Genomic DNA, 19,609 nt, shown 5'->3' on the forward strand with positions numbered 1-19,609 from the left:
GCAATGGCACCCCTAACGGATAAACGACCTGGGACTGTAACCGCAGTGAAAACCGAAGGGCACATGGTTTCTCAGCGGCACTACAGCCACTTCGTCCAGGGTGCGGGCATCGAAGATGACCACTTCGCTGCTGTGATCACGGGCATCGTAGACCATGCTCACCAGCCAGCCTTCTTGATTATCGTCTTCTTCGCGAGGGGCCACGTACATGGCTTCAGAGGTATACCGGCCTTCACCTAGTGCGTGCGTTTTTACCTTGCCGGTTTGCAGATCAATCCGTTCCACGCCATCGAAGAAGGTGGAGTCATCGCCCATCATGCAGGCGGCATACATCACCGAGGTGGGCTGGGTGGTGTAGCGGTGATCCCACTGGGGAAACTCGCCGCCCAGGGCCCCCTTGTATTCGTTGGCCTCAATCGTGCCACTGTGGAGATCCAGGCGGTAACGCATGAATCGCCCGGCAGAGGTATCGCCCTTGCTGTGGAGCACATTTCGCAGCTGCTCGTTCACGGAAAAATCTTCGTAGCGGGTCAGGTCCACCTCGATGTTGCCATCGTCCGCTTCCCAGGCATTGGAGAAATGAATGGCCACGAAGGGATCGTCCACGGTGAACACTTTCTCCACCTGGAAATCCGCCGTGCGCACCACATAGATTTTCATGCCCAGTTCCGGGCGCCAGGCAATGGCCTGATCGAAGGGAATCAGCCCGGCCAGCCAGGGCACCGGTGACTTCATGGCAATGGGGGACTGGAAGAAGATCATGTAGTTTTCCGTCAGCGCGAAGTCGTGACAGAAACTGAGGAAATCCACCTCAAAGGACCCCTTTTCCACCAGATGGCCGGACGGCGCGACCTTGTAAAGATCGATGGCGCCCTTGCCAGTGAGCGCGCCTTTGGGATTGAAAGAAGGACGAATGCCGAAGTTGTAATACACCCCGGTGCGCGGGTTCACTTTGCCATGGGCGCTGAAGGCATTGAACTTGCCCAGCTTGCCGTCGTAATCGTGCTCGCCAATGGTATCCAGGGTGGCCGGGTCCAGCTGCCAGGGACGACCGCCCTCCCACAGCGCCAGCAACTTTCCGCCGTGGTAAACCAGATTGGTATTGGCGCAGTTGGCCGGCAGCCGGCCGATGTTCTTGCGGATGCCGCCCGGCGCATTGTGGCCGAAGCTTCGCATGACGATTTTGTTGGCCCTGGTTTCCGCCAGGTACTTGGGCGTGCGCACATAACGGTTGCGGTAGACCACACCGTCACTCGTGAAGGACACGGAATGCAGCATGCCGTCGCCATCAAACCAGTGACCGAACTCCTGCCCCCCGATCTTGTTGCGCCCCGGGCCGATACGGAAAAAGGTGCCGCTCACGGCATCCGGGATCGTTCCCTTTACTGCGTTGAGAGGAACAAGGTAATCCAGCTCTTCATTCAGCGCTTCAAAACCACCGTGATGCGTTACCGGCTTACCGGGAGACGTCCGTAGCGAACTCACTTCTGCCGTCATGGGATAACCCCTGCATTTTTCTTGTCAGAGCTCCCTTTCTAAGCCTCGATGGGGTGGTGTGCAAGGTGGGTTAAACAGCTAATTGTTTGGTGTTTCACTGTGTGGATGATGGGGGGGTTGGGATGGACGGTTGTGCTGTTGGATACTAGTAGGGCTCGGGCTCGATTAATCCAGGCATGGCGGTAAGTCACGCTTTTACTTGGAAATATTGATGCGTACCCCCGATTTCATTTCGTTGGCTTGTTATGCATTGTTTACTACAACCTGTTTAACGACTGTTCCGATTTCAAGGTACTCGTATACAGCTGCTACTTTTCTAACAAATGCGGCATCCCGAGAAAGCAATAAGTGACAGAATGAAGCCATAGATGCATGGCTAGTATCACTTAAAGATGCGACAAATCTACGTTCTTTTTGGACCTTTGAGTCAGGCCAATAGCCAACAGTGTTCAATAGGTTGTATACGCTATTTACTTTTTGATAGGGATATATTGTTCTGTCTCGGTATATGGGATTCGTTGAAACATCGAACAATTGTTCTACCGATACTTCTTTGCCTTGGAATGGAGAAGCGGCTTTAAGAAGCTCGCATATTTGATGGATTATTTTAGGCGGTTTCAAATTGTTAAGTTGCTTAGGACCAATTCCTGTCGCTGCTCGAAAATCTTCAATGCCTGACCAAGACTTACCATCGCCAACCTGCTCAGTTAACATTTTCTCAATTTTTTCCAAAGAAATTGATAGTTGAGAGGCCGTTTTATCTTCATATCCTTCGAATAATCTTTCAATCTCTGGGAAATCTTCAGCAATTTCTGAGATTTTCTCACGTAAACTCCTCATCAAATTTTCGAAGGCGGCCTTCTGCTCGCTATGTATTTCAGCAATAGTTTCATCCTTTCTTCCACCTGAGAATTTGTACAACCATTGTTCCATGGATCGCTGAACATCAGCGTTTTCAGCTGAGTTTTTACAATACTCATCAAACGCCTCGAAAGCATCTCGAAAAATAATTGACGCCTTACCCGTTTCCTCAAATTCCGGTTGACTAAGTACGATTTTTAGATGAGATGCTTTTAAATCGTTTAACAGATCCAGAAACGCATGTGCTCCTTCCCCGGATCGCTGTATCTCCTTCAAAGTTTCGTCGGAATACACTATCTGAAATTTATTTTTAAGGTTCTCCTGAAAATCCTCACAGCCACCGCCTACCAATATATCTAGCACATTCTGGTCTAGATATACCGTTGGCTTCCCTTGATATTCTGAAGATTCATTATTCATGAGTTAACCTTTTTTATGCATAAAGCCAAGTATTAGGAAGCCGGCTCGAATATTCAATGAACGTGCCGGCTTTATATCACAATTATGAAATTTGCATAATGTATGATAAAACGAGAAAGGTCAGCAGCTTACAAATCCCGATGAGGCCGCATGATTCAATATGTTGACCTCTTCTTTTCTCGGATTCATAACAAGGCCCATAACATGTCTCTCAAATGGAGTGTTTTTTTGCTTTAGATCAGCCGAAATAGACAGAGGTTGGAGATCGCGCCGCCAGCGACGCTCCTACGGCTAGGCTTCGGTTATGGTTCTCCGCCAGGCACCCACAAAAAAGCCCGGCATCGCCGGGCTTTCGCTGTTAACTATTAACTGTTAACTGCTTTTATTCCACCGTCACCGACTTGGCCAGATTCCGCGGCTGATCCACATCGGTGCCGCGCAAGACAGCCACGTGATAGCTGAGCAACTGCAGCGGCACGGTGTAGACGATGGGGGCAATGGTTTCCGGCACGGCGGGCATGTTCAGCACGTGGATGCCTTCGCCTTCTTTCACGTGGGCGTGCTTGTCGGCGAACACATAGAGCTCACCACCGCGGGCCCGGACTTCCTGCAGGTTGGATTTGAGTTTTTCCAGCAGTTCGTCGTTGGGTGCCACGGACACCACCGGCATTTCGCTGTCCACCAGCGCCAGGGGGCCATGCTTCAGTTCCCCGGCGGCGTAGGCTTCCGCATGGATGTAGGAAATTTCCTTGAGCTTGAGCGCACCCTCCAGGGCCACCGGGAAATGCACGCCACGGCCCAGGAACAGGGCGTGGTGTTTTTCCACGAAGGCTTCGGAAAGCTTTTCGATGGGCTTGTCCAGGGCTGCAGCCTGTTCAATCAGGTTGGGCAGCTGGCGCAGCTCTTCCAGGACTTTTTCAATCTCGTCGTCGGCCAGGCCTTTTTGACGGCCCAGGGCCAATACCAGCATCAACAGGCCCGCCAACTGGGTGGTGAAGGCCTTGGTGGAAGCCACACCGATCTCCGGACCCGCCTTGGTGAGGAATACCAACTCGGATTCACGTACCAGGGAGGAACTGTCCACGTTGCATACCGCCAGGCGACCCACGTAGTTGGGTGACTGGGTGTCCCGCAGGGCAGCCAGGGTATCGGCGGTTTCACCGCTCTGGGAAATGGTGACGAACAGGGTGCCTTCCGGGACCACATGCTTGCGGTAACGGAACTCACTGGCCACTTCCACCTGGCAGGGGATACCGGCAATGTCTTCCAGCCAGTAACGGGCCACCATACCGGCGTGGTAGCTGGTGCCGCAGGCTACGATCTGTACGGTTTTCACCTTCTCGAAGATGGCCGGCGCCTTTTCGCCAAAGGCATCGATCAGGGTCTCCGGGCTGTTGATGCGATCCTCGAGGGTTTTCTGGATGGCCGCCGGCTGCTCGAAGATTTCCTTCTGCATGTAGTGGCGGTATTCGCCTTTTTCTGCGTCTTCGTGGGTGCCATCGAATTCGTGGGTGTCGCGGCTGGCCGGTTGGCCTTGCGCATCCACGATGCGGATGCTGTCGGTGCTGATTTCCGCCTGGTCGCCCTCTTCCAGGAAGATGAAGCGGTTGGTCACCGGCAGCAGCGCCAGCTGGTCGGAGGCAATGTAGTTCTCGTCGATACCCAGGCCAATGACCAGGGGGCTACCGGAACGCACGGCCACCAGCTTGTGGGGCTCATCCTTGTGGATCACGCCCAGGGCGTAGGCGCCGTCGAGTTTTTTCACCACTTGCTGGACGGCGGTAAACAGATCCACACCGGTGGCCAGCACCTGGTGGAGCAGGTGCACGATGACTTCGGTGTCGGTTTGCGACTGGAAGGCGTAACCGGCAGCTTCCAGTTCGTCTTTCAGTTCCTGGAAGTTTTCGATGATGCCGTTGTGTACCAGGGCCAGATCGCTGCCGGACATGTGCGGGTGGGCATTGGCTTCCGAGGGCTTGCCGTGGGTGGCCCAGCGGGTGTGCGCAATGCCGGTGAAACCGGTGGTTTGCTCGTCCACGGTGGCGCTTTCCAGACCGGCCACCTTGCCCTGACGGCGCACCCGGGTAATACCGGAATCATTGAGCAGCGCCACGCCGGCGCTGTCGTAGCCGCGGTATTCCAGGCGCTTGAGGCCAGTGATCAGGATATTGGTCACATTACGCTGGGCAATGGCCCCGACGATTCCACACATGTTGGTTTCCTTGAATATTGCTTGCCGGCCGTGTCTACAGGTTCACTGCCGTATCTATTCGCCATGCGAGCATGGCTCCAACGGATTCGGTTATTTCTTTTTCGGACGTTTCCAGTCGCTCACATTGCGCTGCTGGCCACGGGCAACCGCCAGGCCATTGTCGTCCACGTCTTTGGTAATGGTGCTGCCGGCGCCCACGGTGGCATTTTCGCCGATGGTGACCGGGGCCACCAGTGACGAATTGGAACCGATGAAGGCACCGTCTTTCATTACCGTCTGGAACTTGTTGGCGCCATCGTAATTGCAGGTGATGGTGCCGGCACCCACATTGACGCCTTTGCCGATCTGGCTGTCGCCGATGTAGGTGAGATGGTTCACTTTGGATCCCTCACCCACGTAGGACTTCTTGGTTTCCACAAAGTTGCCGATCTTGGCCTTGTCGGCCAGCTCGGTACCCGGACGCAGGCGAGCGTAGGGACCGATGGTGCAATGCTCGCCAATGATGGCGCCGTCCAGCAAACTGTTGGCTTCGATGACGGAGCCCGCACCGATATTGGTATCGCGGATTATGCAGTTGGGGCCGATGACCACGCCTTCCTCAATGGTCACGTCGCCTTCCAGCACCACGTTCACGTCGATGATCACGTCGCTGGCGATCTGCACGCTACCGCGCACGTCCAGACGGTTCGGGTCACGGAGGGTGACCCCGTCGCGCATCAGGGATTCAGCCTGGGCCAGCTGATAGAGTCGCTCCAGGCGGGACAACTGCACGCGATCGTTGATGCCATCCACTTCCCAGTCGAATTCCGGCTGCAGGGTTTCCACGGAGAGCCCGGACTGTACCGCCATGGCGATGACGTCAGTCAGGTAGTATTCGCCCTGGGCGTTGTTGCTGGACAGTTTCGGCAGGCAATCTGCCAGGAAGCTGCTGGTGCAGGCCAGGATGCCGGTGTTGATTTCCGGGATACCCAGTTCCGCTTCACTGGCATCTTTCTGTTCGACGATACGCTGCACATTGTTCTGGCCATCGCGAACGATACGGCCATAGCCGCTGGGGTCGTCCAGGGTCAGGGTCATCAGTGCCAGGGTCTGGTCATCCACGCACTGAACAAATTCTCGCAGGGTTTCCGGACGGATCAGGGGCACGTCGCCGTACAACACCAGGACGGTATCTTCCTTCACCAGCGGCATGGCCTGGGCCACCGCATGGCCGGTACCCAGTTGCTCGGCCTGCTCGGCCCATTGCAGGTGATCGCCGTTGACGACGTTCTTTACCTTGTCGCCACCGTGCCCATACACGATGACCGTATTATCGGCGGCCAGGCTGGTGGCGGCATCCACCACGTGCTGGACCATGGCCTTGCCGGCCACTTGATGCAGTACCTTGGGCAAGGCACTTTTCATGCGTGTGCCTTTACCGGCGGCCAGAATGACTACTGCGAGACTCATACCCTGTCCTTATCGTTTTACCCTTGTCGCGATTTGCTGTGCGGCTTTATAGCATCACATCGTGACATTTCTGTCTCTTTAACCCGAATCCATGGCGCCAGCGTGGTCACATGGCATAAGCCTTTGCCGACGAGGACCTATGACAGAAACAAAAAAGGGTAGCACTTGGCTACCCCTTCTGTGTTGAAGATTTGCAAAAGGTGCTTACCGGCCTTTTTTCTTCAACTGTTGGATTGCGCGCAACTGGGCCACGGCCTCGGCCAGGGTAGCGGCGGCACGGGAGTAATCCATTTCGGAATTCTTCCCTTCCAGCGCTTCTTTGGCACGCTGTTTGGCCTGCTCGGCAGCGGCTTCGTCCATGTTGTCGGCGCGATCTGCGGTATCTGCCAGCACTGTCACCAGCTTCGGCTGCACTTCCAGGAAGCCGCCGGATACGTAGAACACTTCTTCGTCACCATTCTGCTTCTTCACCCGTACCGGACCCGGCTTGAGCCGGGTCAGCAGCGGGGCGTGGCCCGGCATGATACCGAGATCGCCTTCCACACCGGAGGCCACCACGATCTCAACCAGACCGGAGAACAGCTGGCGTTCTGCACTAACAATGTCGCAATGCACGGTCATCGCCATTTGCTTGTCTCCCGGTGCAGGTTACTTGCTACGCTTGTTGTAGGCTTCTACAACTTCGTCGATGGAGCCCTTCATGTAGAAGTCCTGCTCCGGGATGTGATCGTAATCACCGTCAAGGATGCCCCGGAAGCCCGCGAGGGTGTCTTTCAGGGAAACATACTTGCCCGGGGAGCCAGTAAATACTTCGGCCACGAAGAACGGCTGGGACAGGTAACGCTCGATCTTACGAGCACGGGCAACGATCATCTTGTCTTCTTCAGACAGTTCGTCCATGCCCAGGATCGCAATGATGTCCTTCAGTTCCTTGAAGCGCTGCAGTACGGACTGCACGCCACGGGCCACGTCGTAGTGCTCCTGACCAATCACCAGCGGATCCAGCTGACGAGAGGTGGAATCCAGCGGGTCGATCGCCGGGTAGATACCCTTGGAGGCGATGTCACGGCTCAGTACCACGGTCGCATCAAGGTGAGCAAAGGTGGTTGCCGGAGACGGGTCAGTCAAGTCATCCGCAGGAACGTATACGGCCTGAACAGAGGTGATGGAACCGGTCTTGGTGGAAGTAATACGCTCCTGAAGAACGCCCATCTCTTCCGCCAGGGTCGGCTGGTAACCTACCGCTGAAGGCATACGGCCCAGCAGTGCAGATACTTCGGTACCGGCCAGGGTGTAACGGTAGATGTTATCCACGAAGAACAGAACGTCGCGGCCTTCATCACGGAACTTCTCGGCCATGGTCAGACCGGTCAGCGCTACACGCAGACGGTTACCTGGCGGCTCGTTCATCTGGCCGTATACCAGGGACACTTTGTCCAGTACGTTGGAATCCTTCATTTCGTGGTAGAAGTCGTTACCCTCACGAGTACGCTCACCCACACCGGCAAACACGGAGAAACCAGAGTGCTCGATCGCGATGTTCCGGATCAGCTCCATCATGTTTACGGTTTTACCTACACCGGCACCACCGAACAGGCCAACCTTACCGCCTTTGGCGAAGGGGCAGACCAGGTCGATTACCTTGATGCCGGTTTCCAGCAGTTCGTTGGTGGCTGCCTGATCCGCATAGGTAGGAGCAGCACGGTGAATCGGCATGCGCTCTTCTTCACCGATGGGGCCGGCTTCGTCGATGGGACGACCCAGCACGTCCATGATACGGCCCAGGGTCTTGGTGCCTACCGGTACCTGAATCGGCTCACCGGAGTCGGTCACGTTAAGACCACGCTTCAGACCTTCGGTGGAGCCCATGGCAATGGTACGAACCACGCCGTCGCCCAGCTGCTGCTGAACTTCCAACGTGGTTTCAGTACCGTCCACGGTGAGGGCGTCATATACCTTCGGTACGCCGTCGCGCGGGAATTCCACGTCGATCACAGCACCGATGATCTGAACAATACGACCGCTACTCATGCTTGCATCCTCTTAACTTGCGTTTTTGCCGCGTTCTTTCTACCAGCCTGCTGACAAATCAGACCGCAGCAGCACCACCAACGATTTCGGAGATTTCCTGCGTAATTGCAGCCTGGCGTGCCTTGTTGTACACCAGCTGCAGATCACGAATGATGTCGCCGGCGTTATCACTGGCCGCTTTCATCGCTACCATTCGCGCTGCCTGCTCACAGGCATTGTTTTCAACCACACCCTGATACACCTGGGACTCAATGAACCGCACCAGCAGCTCGTCGAGCAGTGCTTTCGGAGCAGGCTCGTAAATGTAGTCCCAGTGACGCTTGAACTCTTCGTCTTCTGCCGGTTCCAGCGGCAGCATCTGAATGTTCTTGGGCGCCTGGGTCATGGTGTTCACGAACTCGTTGTACACGATGTACAGGCGATCGATCTCACCATTTTCGTAGGCATCCAGCATTACCTTGATGGAACCGATCAGGTCGTTCAGGTGCGGGGTATCCCCCAGACCGGACACTGTCGCTTCCACATTGCCGCCAACGCTCTTGAAGAAGCTGACACCCTTGGAGCCCACTACACAGTACTGGGCTTTGGCGCCTTGCTCTTCCCACTCGCGCGCGCTTTTGACGACATTCTTGAGCAGATTCACGTTGAGGCCACCGCAGAGACCCCTGTCGGAGGTCACCACGATGTAGCCAACGTTCTTCACTTCCCGCTCTTGCAGGTAAATGTGCCGGTATTCCAGATCGGCATTGGCCAGATGTGCAACCACCTGACGCATGCGAGTCGCGTAGGGCTTGCTTGCCGCCATACGATCCTGCGCTTTACGCATCTTGGAGGCTGCCACCATTTCCATTGCACGGGTAATTTTCTTCGTGCTCTGGACGCTGGCAATTTTGCCTTTGATCTCTTTACCGCTGGCCATAGGAAGTACCCTTTTTCAGCGAATTACCAGGTCTGGGTGGCTTTGAACTGATCGAGAGATTCTTTGATCTCGGCTTCGATCTCGCCGTTGTAGTCACCCTTCTCGTTGATTTTGTCCATCAACGCTTTCTTTTCGCTGTTCATGTAGTCCAGCAGAGCCGCTTCGAAGGCGCCGATTTTCTCGACTTCCATCCCTTTCAGGTAACCTTCGTTCGCTGCGTACAGAACAACGCCCATCTCGGCAACGCTCATGGGGCTGTACTGCTTCTGTTTCATCAGCTCGGTAACGGCCTGACCGTGCTCCAGCTGTTCGCGAGTGGAGTCATCCAGATCAGAGGCGAACTGGGCAAAGGCCGCCAGTTCACGGTACTGAGCCAGTGCCAGACGAATACCACCGCCGAGCTTCTTGACGATCTTGGTCTGCGCGGAACCACCCACACGGGATACGGATACACCCGCGTTCATCGCCGGACGAATACCGGAGTTGAACAGGTCGGTTTCCAGGAAGATCTGACCATCGGTAATGGAGATTACGTTGGTCGGTACGAAGGCAGACACGTCACCACCCTGGGTTTCAATGATCGGCAGTGCGGTCAGGGAACCGGTCTTGCCTTTCACTTCACCGTTGGTGAACTGCTCAACGTATTCTTCGTTTACCTTGGCGGCGCGCTCCAGCAGACGGGAGTGCAGGTAGAACACGTCACCAGGATAAGCTTCACGACCCGGAGGACGACGCAGCAGCAGGGAAATCTGACGATAGGCCCAGGCTTGCTTGGTCAGGTCATCATAAACGATCAGTGCATCTTCACCGCGATCACGGAAGTACTCGCCCATGGTGCAACCGGCAAAGGCTGCAAGGAACTGCATGGAGGCCGGATCGGAAGCGGAAGCCGCAACGATGATGGTGTTGTCCATGGCACCGTGTTCTTCCAGCTTGCGCACCACGTTAGCGATGGTGGACTGCTTCTGGCCGATGGCGACGTAGACACACTTAATGCCGGAGTTCTTCTGGTTGATGATGGCATCAACCGCGACCGCCGTCTTACCAATCTGACGGTCACCAATGATCAGCTCACGCTGACCACGGCCGATCGGCACCATGGCATCGATAGACTTGTAGCCGGTCTGGACGGGCTCGTTAACCTCACGACGCCAGATAACGCCGGGCGCTACCTTCTCGACCGCGTCGGTCTGCTTGGCGTCGACCGGGCCTTTGCCGTCGATGGGGTTACCCAGGGCGTCAACCACACGACCCAGCAGTTCCGGACCTACCGGTACTTCCAGGATGCGGCCGGTACAACGTACCTTTTGACCTTCGGCCAGACCCAGGTAATCACCCAGGACCACGGCACCCACAGAGTCTTGCTCCAGGTTAAGGGCCATGCCGTAGATGCCGCCCTCAAACTCGATCATCTCGCCGAACATCACGTCGGCCAGACCATGAATACGCACAATACCATCGGATACGGATACCACCGTACCCTCGTTGCGTGCTTCGGTGGAGGTATCAAGTTTCGCGATGCGCGACTTGATAATCTCGCTGATTTCGGACGGGTTGAGTTGCTGCATCTCTAATCCCTCAAACTCAAGAGTTCAGTTGCTCTGCCAGACGGTTTAGTCGGCCACGCACACTGCCATCAATTACGGTATCGCCGGCTCGCACCAGCACGCCTCCAATCAGGGACTGGTCCACAGACGTGGTGACATTCACGTCAGTGCCAAGGCGTTTCTTCAGCGCTGTTACCAGCTTCTCGGTTGCAGCGTCATCCAGATCGAATGCGGAGATAAGCTCCACATCGGTGAACCGCTGCTCCTGGGCCAGAAGCTCGTGGAACAGTTGCAGGATGATCGGCAAAAGCGGCAGACGCTTGTTTTGCGTCAGCTGGGCGATGAAATTACGCCCACTTTCGTCGAGTTCATCGCCACAGACTTCTGCAAAAGCAGAAACCTTGGCAGCGTCATCCAGTTCCGGCTGGTCAAGGTAGGCACGCATGGTGGCATCACCTGCCACTGCCGCTGCCAAGCCCAGCATCTTTTCCCACTTGCCCAGGTCACCTTGTTCCTTTGCAAAAACAAAGGCGGCCTTGGCGTAGGGGCGTGCGATGGTGGTCAGTTCAGCCATGAGTTACCCGTAGTCTCAGAGTTCAGCCGCCAGCTGCTCAAGCATCTGCTTGTGCGCATCCTGGTTAACTTCGCCAGCCAGTACCTTTTCGGCACCGCTCAGCGCCAGGGCTGCCACTTCTTTCCGCAGTTGCTCACGAGCCTGATTAACCTCTTGGTCAATCTCAGAGTGGGCTTTGGCTACCAGACGCTCACCTTCGGTGCGCGCTGCATCTTTAGCCTCTTCCACAATCTGATTAGCCCGGCGATTGGCCTGATCAATAATTTCGGCCGCCTTCTCTTTCGCTTCTTTGAGATTGGCGGTCGCCTTTTCCTGCGCCAGTTCCAGATCACGCTCTGCCCGATCCGCGGCACTCAGGCCCTCGGCAATCTTCTGCTTACGCTCATCGAGCGCCCGAGAAATCGGGGGCCAAACGAACTTCATGCAGAAGAACACAAACAGGGCAAACCAAATGGCCTGGCCAATTAGTGTCGCATTCATATTCATGCCAACACCTCAATCCGCGTTGCTTAGATTTCCCAAAATCGGGGCTTAAAAAGTAAAGCGCGATTTACTGGAAAATCAGCAGGAACGCGATAGCGATACAGATAATCGGCACAGCATCCAGCAGACCAGCGATGATGAACATGCGGGTTTGCAGCATCGGAGCCAGTTCAGGCTGACGCGCTACGGATTCCAGAAAACGGCCACCCATCATGCCAAAACCCAGACCTGCGCCGATGGCCGCCAGGCCAGCTACGATAGCAGCAGCAAGAAATTGAATGCCTTCCATCTTTACACTCCCGTTAAGTGCTTGGTTGGTTTAATTAAAAACCGGTTTAAAAAATCTTAGTGGTCTTCGACCGCCATGCTCAGGTACACGATAGTGAGTACCATGAAGATAAATGCCTGCAGGGTGATAACCAGGATATGGAATACCGCCCAGGGCCAGGCACCGATAAACTGCCAGGTGCCCATCATGGCGGCCAGCAGAATAAACACGAACTCACCAGCGTACATGTTGCCGAAGAGTCGCAGACCCAGGGATACCGGCTTGGCCAGAAGACCGATGGTCTCCAGCAGCAGGTTGACCGGGATCAGCAGAACTTTCACTACCGGGTTGCTGGCTTCAAAGGGGTGCAGAGCCAGGGTACCGATAAAGCCGCCCACACCTTTCGCCTTGATGGTGAAGAAGATCACCAGCAGCATCACACAGAATGACATGGACAAGGTGATGTTCGGGTCGGTGGTGGGAACGATCTTGAAGTAGGCTTCCTGTGCGGTCCAGCCGAAGAACGATGTCATGATCCAGCTGAAGGTGGCCGGAACCACGTCCACCGGAATGAGATCCATCAGGTTCATCAGGAAGACCCAGCAGAAGATCACCAGTGACAGCGGCGCCACCAGCTTGCTTTTGCCGTGGAAAGAATCACGAACCTGGGTATCAATAAATTCGATAATGGTTTCGATGAAGTTCACGAAACCGGAGGGAACGCCTGCGGTCGCCTTGCGGGCTACCAGCCAGAACATCAGGCACATGATGATGCCGAGGCCGCCGGACCAGGCGAGAGAATCCACGTGGAATGCCGCGAAGCCCATGTCTTTGGCTTCATTACCGTTGCAGGCAAACGTCCAGGTGGTTTCAGTCAGAGTTACTGTGTCTCGCCCGTCACACTCACGGACGTAGCCTTCGGGCAGTTTGCCATAGGTCAGATTGCCCAAATGGTGCTTGATGTACTCGCCCGGAGAGCTACCAGCCATATCGATACCTACAGTCTCAGTCGTTTTGCTCGTCTTGTCCTGCTGTGCGTCCGTCGAGACGCGCTACCTGGATCCAACCCACGACCTGGGTCAGCAGGAAGCCTAGCAGCAGAACCATTGCAATTTTCATTTCCCGCGCTTCGGGGACCTTGGCGAAAGTGAGCCAGAACAGCAATAACATGATTGCGATCTTGCCCATCTCTGCCCGCACCGCCGCAGTGGCCATGCGTTTGGGTGCGCGGTTAGCCGGGTGCAGCCAAATCTGAAAGCCACCCCAGGCATATGCCATCAGGCTGATAGTGCCTCCCCAGGCCGCTACCAGACCGGCCAATGTACCGGCCAGGGTGGTTACCAGCAGTGCGAAAATCACCAGCGTCGCCAGCTGGGCGCGCATTAAGCCCCAGAACAGTGTTCTGTTGGGCTGGAATTCGTTGCTGGTCACCGTGAAGCCTCTGGGCTGATGCAAGTTGATGCCGCACCAGGCGCAAGGTCATGGGCACCCCTGATCTTTAGCGCGGCGAAGTATATGGAGTTGGCACCCATGTGGCAACCGTACTGGACGGATTGTTAGTCAATGTCAGAGCAATTGCGCAAGGCAAATAGAATGAGAGCGGGGCCACGCCCATCATGAATTTGATTCAGTTAATTAGGTAAACTTTAAATTTTTTTTGTTTACCCTTTTGCCAGGGGCTCCCGTGACCCGTTGGCGGGCAAAACCGGCGCCAGCGCCGCAAGCTGATCCTGGTCCCCATGGACCGCCAGCACCGGCCATACCGCTGTCGCTATTGCCGCCGCCTCATGGCTCTGCTCAAGCCGCAGCAACGCATGGGCAGCATCACCCCCCACCATGGCCAGGACAGGCCATATCGCCGGATTACCGGCCAGTGGCTGCAGCTTGTCCAGGGCCAGACGAAGGCTGGCGGCGGCAGCTTCGTTGCGACCCTGGCGTAACGCCACGATCCCCGCCACCCAGGGCACAAAGGCATCGCCGTATTCCGGTAATAACGCCGGGTCCACCTCCAGCAGCAGACAGTGGGCGCGGGCAGCGGATCCGTAGCGGGCCTCCATCAGCGCATAATCCAGAGTCTGGCCGGGGTCCTGCTGCGAGGCCGCCACGGCCTCGCGGTGGCAGCATAGCTGGGCGTCATGCTCCCGGGCCGCCAGGTAGACGCGGGCCTGCTGGGCGGCATACATGCCCGGCATCAACATATCCATGACCGGCTGCCAGGGGGCCAGGGTGGCGAGCGCCTCATCGGTATCCCCGACCCTCGCCTGCACACAGGCGCGCTGCACCGTCAATTCCATGGCCACGGATTCATCGCGGATACGGCGACTCAGGCGGTCCCCCAGGGAGGTGGCTTTTTGCCAGTGCCCCAGGGCAATGGCGGACAGCATGGCATCAAAATCCCGGGCGTCGCGGTATTTCCACAGGGCGATGGCCGCCACCGTCAGAGGGACCAGCAATAGCAGACCGGCCCAGAGTCGATAATCGACCAGCCACAGCAGCACCGCCCCGGGCACGGCCAACAACCAGAGCAAGCCGGTTTGCCTGAACAGCATCAACAGAAAGGGGCGCAGCCCGTGACGGGCCTGAAGGGAGTGGCGCAGTTCGGCGTAGTCCCGGTCTGCCAGACCCCGGGTATCCAGGGGCATGGCGGCACTCATGGCATCATTTTGCAGACGCACGGACTGCAGGCCCTGCGCCTTGAGCAAAGCCACCGCCTCGGCGGCGCTGTTCGCATCCTGAATACCGGATACCGGCTGGCCATCGGCCTCGGCCCGGTAAAGAAAGCGTGCCACTGCCCCTCCCTGGAGATTCCGGGCGTATTACTTGATGTGGGCCAGGATGCCGTCCAGTTCATCCAGGTTGTTGTAGCTGATCACCAGCTTGCCCTTGTTGCCCTGGCCTTGCTGGATCTGCACCGGCGCGCCCAGACGGTCGGACAGGTCGGTGATCAACGCTTTCACGTTGGGGTCTTCCTTCACCGGTGCCGGCTTGGCGGGCTTGGCTTTTTCGAAATCCCGGACCAGTTCTTCCGTCTGGCGCACGGACAGACCCTTGGCCACCACGGTGCGAGCCGCTTCCACTTGCTTGTTACCCGTGAGGGCCAACAACGCTCGGGCATGGCCCATTTCCAGGTCACCGTGCTCGAGCAGCTTCTTGACGTCGGATTCCAGGCTCATCAAGCGCAGCAGGTTGGTGACCATGGCGCGGGATTTCCCGACCGCGTCAGCGACCTGCTGGTGGGTGAGCCCGAATTCTTCCTTCAGGCGACCCAGCGCGATGGCCTCTTCCATGGGATTGAGGTTTTCCCGCTGGATATTCTCGATCAGCGCCATGGCAATGGCGGCTTCGTCGGGCACCTCGCGGATTACCGCCGGGATGGTCTCCAGCTCGGCCATCTTGGCGGCGCGCCAGCGGCGTTCACCGGCAATGATCTCGTAGCGCTTTTCACCGAGGGGGCGCACCACGATGGGCTGCATGACCCCCTGGGCACGGATCGACTCGGCCAACTCTTCCAGGGCATCCGGGGACATGTCCCGGCGCGGCTGGTAGCGACCACGCTCCATGCATTCCACCGGCAGGTGGCGCAGTTCGCCGTCGCGGGGCGGATGCTCCACGCCACTGGCCCGGTCTTCCGCCTGCTGCTGAATCCGCACTTCGTCCTGGTGCTGCTGGTAGGACTCGCTGCTGCTGAGCAGGGCATCCAGGCCCTTGCTGAGACCGCGTTTACGCTTTGCCGCCATGATCTTTCTTTCCTTATGAAGCTGCTGCAGGCTGGGCCTTGAGGGCCTGCTCACGACGCAGGATCTCACCGGCCAGGGCCAGATAACTGACTGCGCCACGGGATTTGGGGTCATAGGTGATCACCGGCGCACCATGGCTGGGCGCTTCCGCCAGCCGCACGTTGCGCGGAATGATGGTGCGATACACCTTGTCGCCGAAGTGGCTGATCAGCTGGTTGGACACATCGTTGGACAGGCTGTTGCGCGGGTCGTACATGGTGCGCAGCAGGCCGCCGATGTGCAGCTTGGGATTGAGGACCGAGCGGATCTTTTCGATGGTATTCATCAGCGCGGTCAGGCCCTCCAGGGCGTAGTACTCGCACTGGATCGGCACGATCACCGAGTCCGCCGCCGTCAACGCATTCACCGTCAGCATGTTCAGTGACGGCGGGCAGTCGATGAGAATGTAATCATAGTTGTCACGGATCCGCGCCAGGGCATTACGCAGACGGAATTCCTTGGACTTCAGATCCAGCAGCTGGACTTCAGCGGCGGTCAGGTCGCCATTGGCGGCGATCAGGGAAAAGCCGGAGTCTTCCGGGGTACCGGTCACCGCCTGCTCAATGGGCACGTCATCGCAGAGCACATCGTAGATGGTGTAATCCGTCTCGAACTTGTCCACCCCGGAGCCGGTGGTGGCATTGCCCTGGGGGTCGATATCCACCAACAGCACTTTCTTGCGGGTGGCTGCCAGCGACGCCGCCAGATTCACACTGCTGGTGGTCTTCCCCACGCCGCCTTTCTGATTCGCTACGGCAAATACGGTGGTCACTGCTGTCTCCTTATGGAGGCCACCCCGGTGGCCTTCAATCGCTGCGCTGTTGTACCACCACCAGTGTCCTGGGCCCATCGAGCCCGGGAATGTTCAGACTATGGTGGTTGCCTTGCCAGTGCGGCGGCATGGTCGCCAATTCCCGCTCTGTGCTGGCCGCTTTCATGGCCAGTACCCGGGTATTATCGGTAATTATCGGCGCCATGAGTGCCAGCATGTCCGACAAGGAGGCAAAGGCACGGCAAATTATCTGTGATGGGCTCTTACCGTACTGTTCCACGCGGGCGTGCACAACCTCCACGTTATCCAGCCCCAATTCACGGCGGGCCTGACGAACGAAGCGGGTTTTCTTGCCGTTGGAATCCAGCAGGGTAAACGCCTGCTGCGGACGGGACACCGCCAGAATAATGCCGGGAATGCCGGCGCCGGTGCCCACGTCCAGGGTGTCAGTGTCCGCCAGGTAAGGCAGCACGGCCAGGGAATCGAGCAGATGGCGGGTCACCATTTCTGCCGGATCACGAATGGCAGTGAGGTTGTAGGCCTGGTTCCATTTCACCAGCAGGTCCACGTACGCGAGTAGCTGGCGCTGCTGGTCATCACTGAGGGACAGGCCCAGGGCCTCAACACCCCGGGCCAGGGTGTCGGATAAGGTTGTGGAAAGGGTCATGCCTGTTGGGCCGCCTTCTGCTGGTGCTGATGTTTCTTCAGGTAGATCATCAGCAGGGAAATGGCCGCCGGGGTCACCCCGGGAATCCGGCCCGCCTGGCCCAGGGTTTCGGGACGGATCTCTCCCAGCTTCTGCTTCACCTCGTTGGACAGGCCTTTCACCTGGCCATAGTCGAAGTCGTCCGGCAGGCGGGTGGTCTCTGCCGCCCGCAGCTTGGCAATCTCGTCGTTCTGACGATCAATGTAGCCGGCATACTTGGCAAGAATTTCCATCTGTTCGATCACCGCCGCGTCCGGACGCTCGTCCAGGGCCACCGCATCTGCCAGGGTGGCGTAGCTCAACTCCGGACGCTTGAGCAGATCCAGCAGGCTGTATTCGTGGGTCAGCGGCTTCTCGATCAGGGCGTTCACCGCCTCCGCCTGGGGCGTTTTCGGCTGCACCCAGGTGCTCTTCAGGCGCTGCTCTTCCTTGGCCATGCCCTCACGCTTGGCGTTGAACGCGGCCCAGCGCTCATCGTCGACCAGGCCCAGCTCACGGCCTTTTTCAGTGAGACGCAGGTCGGCATTGTCCTCACGCAGCAGCAAGCGGTATTCCGCCCGGCTGGTGAACATGCGGTAGGGCTCCTGGGTGCCCATGGTGATCAGGTCATCCACCAGCACGCCGATATAGGCCTCGTCGCGACGGGGGGTCCAGGCGTCTTTTTCCTGGCTCAGTCGCGCCGCGTTCAGGCCCGCCAGCAACCCCTGGGCACCAGCCTCTTCGTAGCCGGTGGTGCCATTGATCTGGCCGGCGAAGAACAGGCCGGGCATGTGCTTGGTCTCCAGGCTGTGCTTGAGATCCTGGGGATTGAAGTAATCGTATTCGATGGCGTAGCCCGGCCGGGTGATATGGGCATTCTCGAAACCCCGGATGGAACGCACCGCCTCAAGCTGCACATCGAACGGCAGGCTGGTGGAAATGCCATTGGGGTACAGCTCGTGGGTATCCAGCCCTTCCGGCTCCACAAAGATCTGGTGGCTGTCCTTGTCCGGGTAGCGGTTCACCTTGTCCTCGATGGACGGACAATAGCGCGGCCCGACCCCGTCGATGACGCCGGTGAACATGGGGCTGCGGTCGAAGCCGCTGCGGATAATGTCGTGGGTCTGGGCGTTGGTGTGGGTGATGTAGCAGCACACCTGCTGCGGGTGCTCTTCCACCTTGCCCAGGTAGCTCATCACCGGCAGCGGACTGTCGCCCCACTGCTCTTCCATCACGGAAAAGTCCACGGTCTTGCCGTCGATCCGCGGCGGGGTACCGGTTTTCAGGCGGTCGACCCGGAACGGCAGTTCGCGCAGGCGACGGGCCAGGGCATTGGAGGGCTGGTCGCCGGCACGGCCACCCTGGTGGTTATCCAGACCAATATGAATGACACCGCCCAGGAAGGTGCCGGCGGTGAGCACCACCGCATCGGCCACAAAGCGCAGGCCCATATTGGTGACCACCCCCACACAGCGGCCGTTGTCCACAATCAGGTCGTCCACCGCCTGCTGGAACAGGGTCAGGTTGGGCTGGTTTTCCAGGGTGGCGCGGATGGCCGCCTTGTAACGGACCCGGTCCGCCTGGGCACGGGTGGCCCGTACCGCCGGCCCCTTGCGGGCATTGAGCACACGGAACTGGATGCCGCCTTTATCCGTGGCACGGGCCATGGCACCGCCCAGGGCGTCGATCTCGCGCACCAGGTGGCTCTTGCCGATGCCGCCGATGGCCGGGTTGCAGCTCATCTGGCCCAGGGTTTCGATGTTGTGGGTCAGCAGCAAGGTGGAAACGCCCATGCGCGCGGACGCCAGTGCCGCCTCGGTACCGGCATGGCCGCCGCCGATCACAATCACGCCAAATCGCTGGGAAAAATCCATCTCAACACTCGCCTTGCAGGGGGCCTGCTGTTCAAAATATAGCCAGAAGGGCGCGCTAGTATAATGGCAATGCTTCACGCTGCAAGCTCCGTGCAACCCCGCCTTACTGTAGGAGCGCCGCTGGCGGCGCGATCACAACAGCTAAATTCACTTCGCGATCATCACAAGGCCACCGTAGGAGTTCCTCTTGAGGGACGAATCCGAGCTTGGGCGAGGAGGCAGGCCGTGCGGGTGCACCAAT

At 57.7% G+C, this 19,609-nt stretch carries 18 protein-coding genes; all 18 read right to left on the minus strand.

The window, feature by feature from the left end; all coding sequences use genetic code 11:
• Nucleotides 1-12 precede the first annotated feature (12 nt).
• The 18 genes from A0251_RS01440 to mnmG all read right to left on the minus strand — a co-directional run bounded on the left by A0251_RS01440 (nt 13) and on the right by mnmG (nt 19,368).
• On the minus strand, nt 13-1,497 hold the full coding sequence (locus tag A0251_RS01440) for a carotenoid oxygenase family protein (RefSeq protein WP_062815051.1): 1,485 nt from the start codon (nt 1,495-1,497) through the stop codon (nt 13-15).
• Between the two features lie 243 nt (nt 1,498-1,740).
• The gene (locus A0251_RS01445) at nt 1,741-2,778 is read right to left on the minus strand and encodes a hypothetical protein (RefSeq protein ID WP_062815052.1); all 1,038 of its coding nucleotides are present in this window, start codon (nt 2,776-2,778) and stop codon (nt 1,741-1,743) included.
• Nucleotides 2,779-3,160: 382 nt separating this feature from the next.
• A complete protein-coding gene (gene glmS, locus A0251_RS01450) occupies nt 3,161-4,990 on the minus strand; it encodes a glutamine--fructose-6-phosphate transaminase (isomerizing) (RefSeq protein ID WP_062815053.1) in 1,830 nt (609 codons plus the stop codon).
• A 90-nt stretch (nt 4,991-5,080) separates the two neighbouring features.
• Nucleotides 5,081-6,439, minus strand: coding sequence for a bifunctional UDP-N-acetylglucosamine diphosphorylase/glucosamine-1-phosphate N-acetyltransferase GlmU (gene glmU / locus A0251_RS01455; RefSeq protein ID WP_062815054.1), 1,359 nt, complete (start codon nt 6,437-6,439; stop codon nt 5,081-5,083).
• A gap of 204 nt (nt 6,440-6,643) precedes the next feature.
• Nucleotides 6,644-7,066, minus strand: coding sequence for a F0F1 ATP synthase subunit epsilon (locus A0251_RS01460; protein ID WP_062815055.1), 423 nt, complete (start codon nt 7,064-7,066; stop codon nt 6,644-6,646).
• Between the two features lie 21 nt (nt 7,067-7,087).
• Nucleotides 7,088-8,470 carry a F0F1 ATP synthase subunit beta gene (atpD, locus tag A0251_RS01465; RefSeq protein WP_062815056.1) on the minus strand — a complete coding sequence of 461 codons (1,383 nt, stop codon included), beginning with the start codon at nt 8,468-8,470 and terminating at the stop codon, nt 7,088-7,090.
• A gap of 58 nt (nt 8,471-8,528) precedes the next feature.
• Nucleotides 8,529-9,389 carry a F0F1 ATP synthase subunit gamma gene (gene atpG / locus A0251_RS01470; protein WP_062815057.1) on the minus strand — a complete coding sequence of 287 codons (861 nt, stop codon included), beginning with the start codon at nt 9,387-9,389 and terminating at the stop codon, nt 8,529-8,531.
• Between the two features lie 23 nt (nt 9,390-9,412).
• Nucleotides 9,413-10,957 carry a F0F1 ATP synthase subunit alpha gene (gene atpA / locus A0251_RS01475; protein ID WP_062815058.1) on the minus strand — a complete coding sequence of 515 codons (1,545 nt, stop codon included), beginning with the start codon at nt 10,955-10,957 and terminating at the stop codon, nt 9,413-9,415.
• A 16-nt stretch (nt 10,958-10,973) separates the two neighbouring features.
• The gene (locus tag A0251_RS01480; protein ID WP_062815059.1) at nt 10,974-11,510 is read right to left on the minus strand and encodes a F0F1 ATP synthase subunit delta; all 537 of its coding nucleotides are present in this window, start codon (nt 11,508-11,510) and stop codon (nt 10,974-10,976) included.
• Nucleotides 11,511-11,525: 15 nt separating this feature from the next.
• Entirely contained in the window at nt 11,526-11,996 is a 471-nt protein-coding gene (locus A0251_RS01485; protein ID WP_062815060.1) for a F0F1 ATP synthase subunit B, read from the minus strand.
• Between the two features lie 64 nt (nt 11,997-12,060).
• Complete coding sequence (atpE, locus tag A0251_RS01490; protein WP_007151035.1) at nt 12,061-12,282, minus strand: F0F1 ATP synthase subunit C; 222 nt, start codon at nt 12,280-12,282, stop codon at nt 12,061-12,063.
• A gap of 56 nt (nt 12,283-12,338) precedes the next feature.
• A complete protein-coding gene (gene atpB, locus A0251_RS01495; protein ID WP_062815061.1) occupies nt 12,339-13,250 on the minus strand; it encodes a F0F1 ATP synthase subunit A in 912 nt (303 codons plus the stop codon).
• A gap of 16 nt (nt 13,251-13,266) precedes the next feature.
• Complete coding sequence (locus tag A0251_RS01500) at nt 13,267-13,692, minus strand: ATP synthase subunit I (protein WP_231866127.1); 426 nt, start codon at nt 13,690-13,692, stop codon at nt 13,267-13,269.
• 230 nt (nt 13,693-13,922) lie between these two features.
• Nucleotides 13,923-15,050, minus strand: a complete 1,128-nt coding sequence (locus tag A0251_RS01505) for a hypothetical protein (protein ID WP_062815062.1) — start codon at nt 15,048-15,050, stop codon at nt 13,923-13,925.
• A 27-nt stretch (nt 15,051-15,077) separates the two neighbouring features.
• Nucleotides 15,078-15,998, minus strand: coding sequence for a ParB/RepB/Spo0J family partition protein (locus A0251_RS01510; protein WP_062815063.1), 921 nt, complete (start codon nt 15,996-15,998; stop codon nt 15,078-15,080).
• A gap of 13 nt (nt 15,999-16,011) precedes the next feature.
• On the minus strand, nt 16,012-16,809 hold the full coding sequence (locus A0251_RS01515; protein ID WP_062815064.1) for a ParA family protein: 798 nt from the start codon (nt 16,807-16,809) through the stop codon (nt 16,012-16,014).
• A gap of 34 nt (nt 16,810-16,843) precedes the next feature.
• Complete coding sequence (gene rsmG / locus A0251_RS01520; RefSeq protein WP_062815065.1) at nt 16,844-17,476, minus strand: 16S rRNA (guanine(527)-N(7))-methyltransferase RsmG; 633 nt, start codon at nt 17,474-17,476, stop codon at nt 16,844-16,846.
• Nucleotides 17,473-19,368: a tRNA uridine-5-carboxymethylaminomethyl(34) synthesis enzyme MnmG gene (gene mnmG / locus A0251_RS01525; protein WP_062815066.1), complete on the minus strand. Its 1,896-nt coding sequence runs from the start codon at nt 19,366-19,368 to the stop codon at nt 17,473-17,475. Before mnmG ends, rsmG begins: the two co-directional genes overlap by 4 nt.
• Between the last annotated feature and the right edge of the window lie 241 nt (nt 19,369-19,609).

Origin of the sequence: Alcanivorax sp. NBRC 102024 (assembly GCF_001602235.1) — a bacterium.
In the GTDB taxonomy this organism is placed as follows: domain Bacteria; phylum Pseudomonadota; class Gammaproteobacteria; order Pseudomonadales; family Alcanivoracaceae; genus Alcanivorax.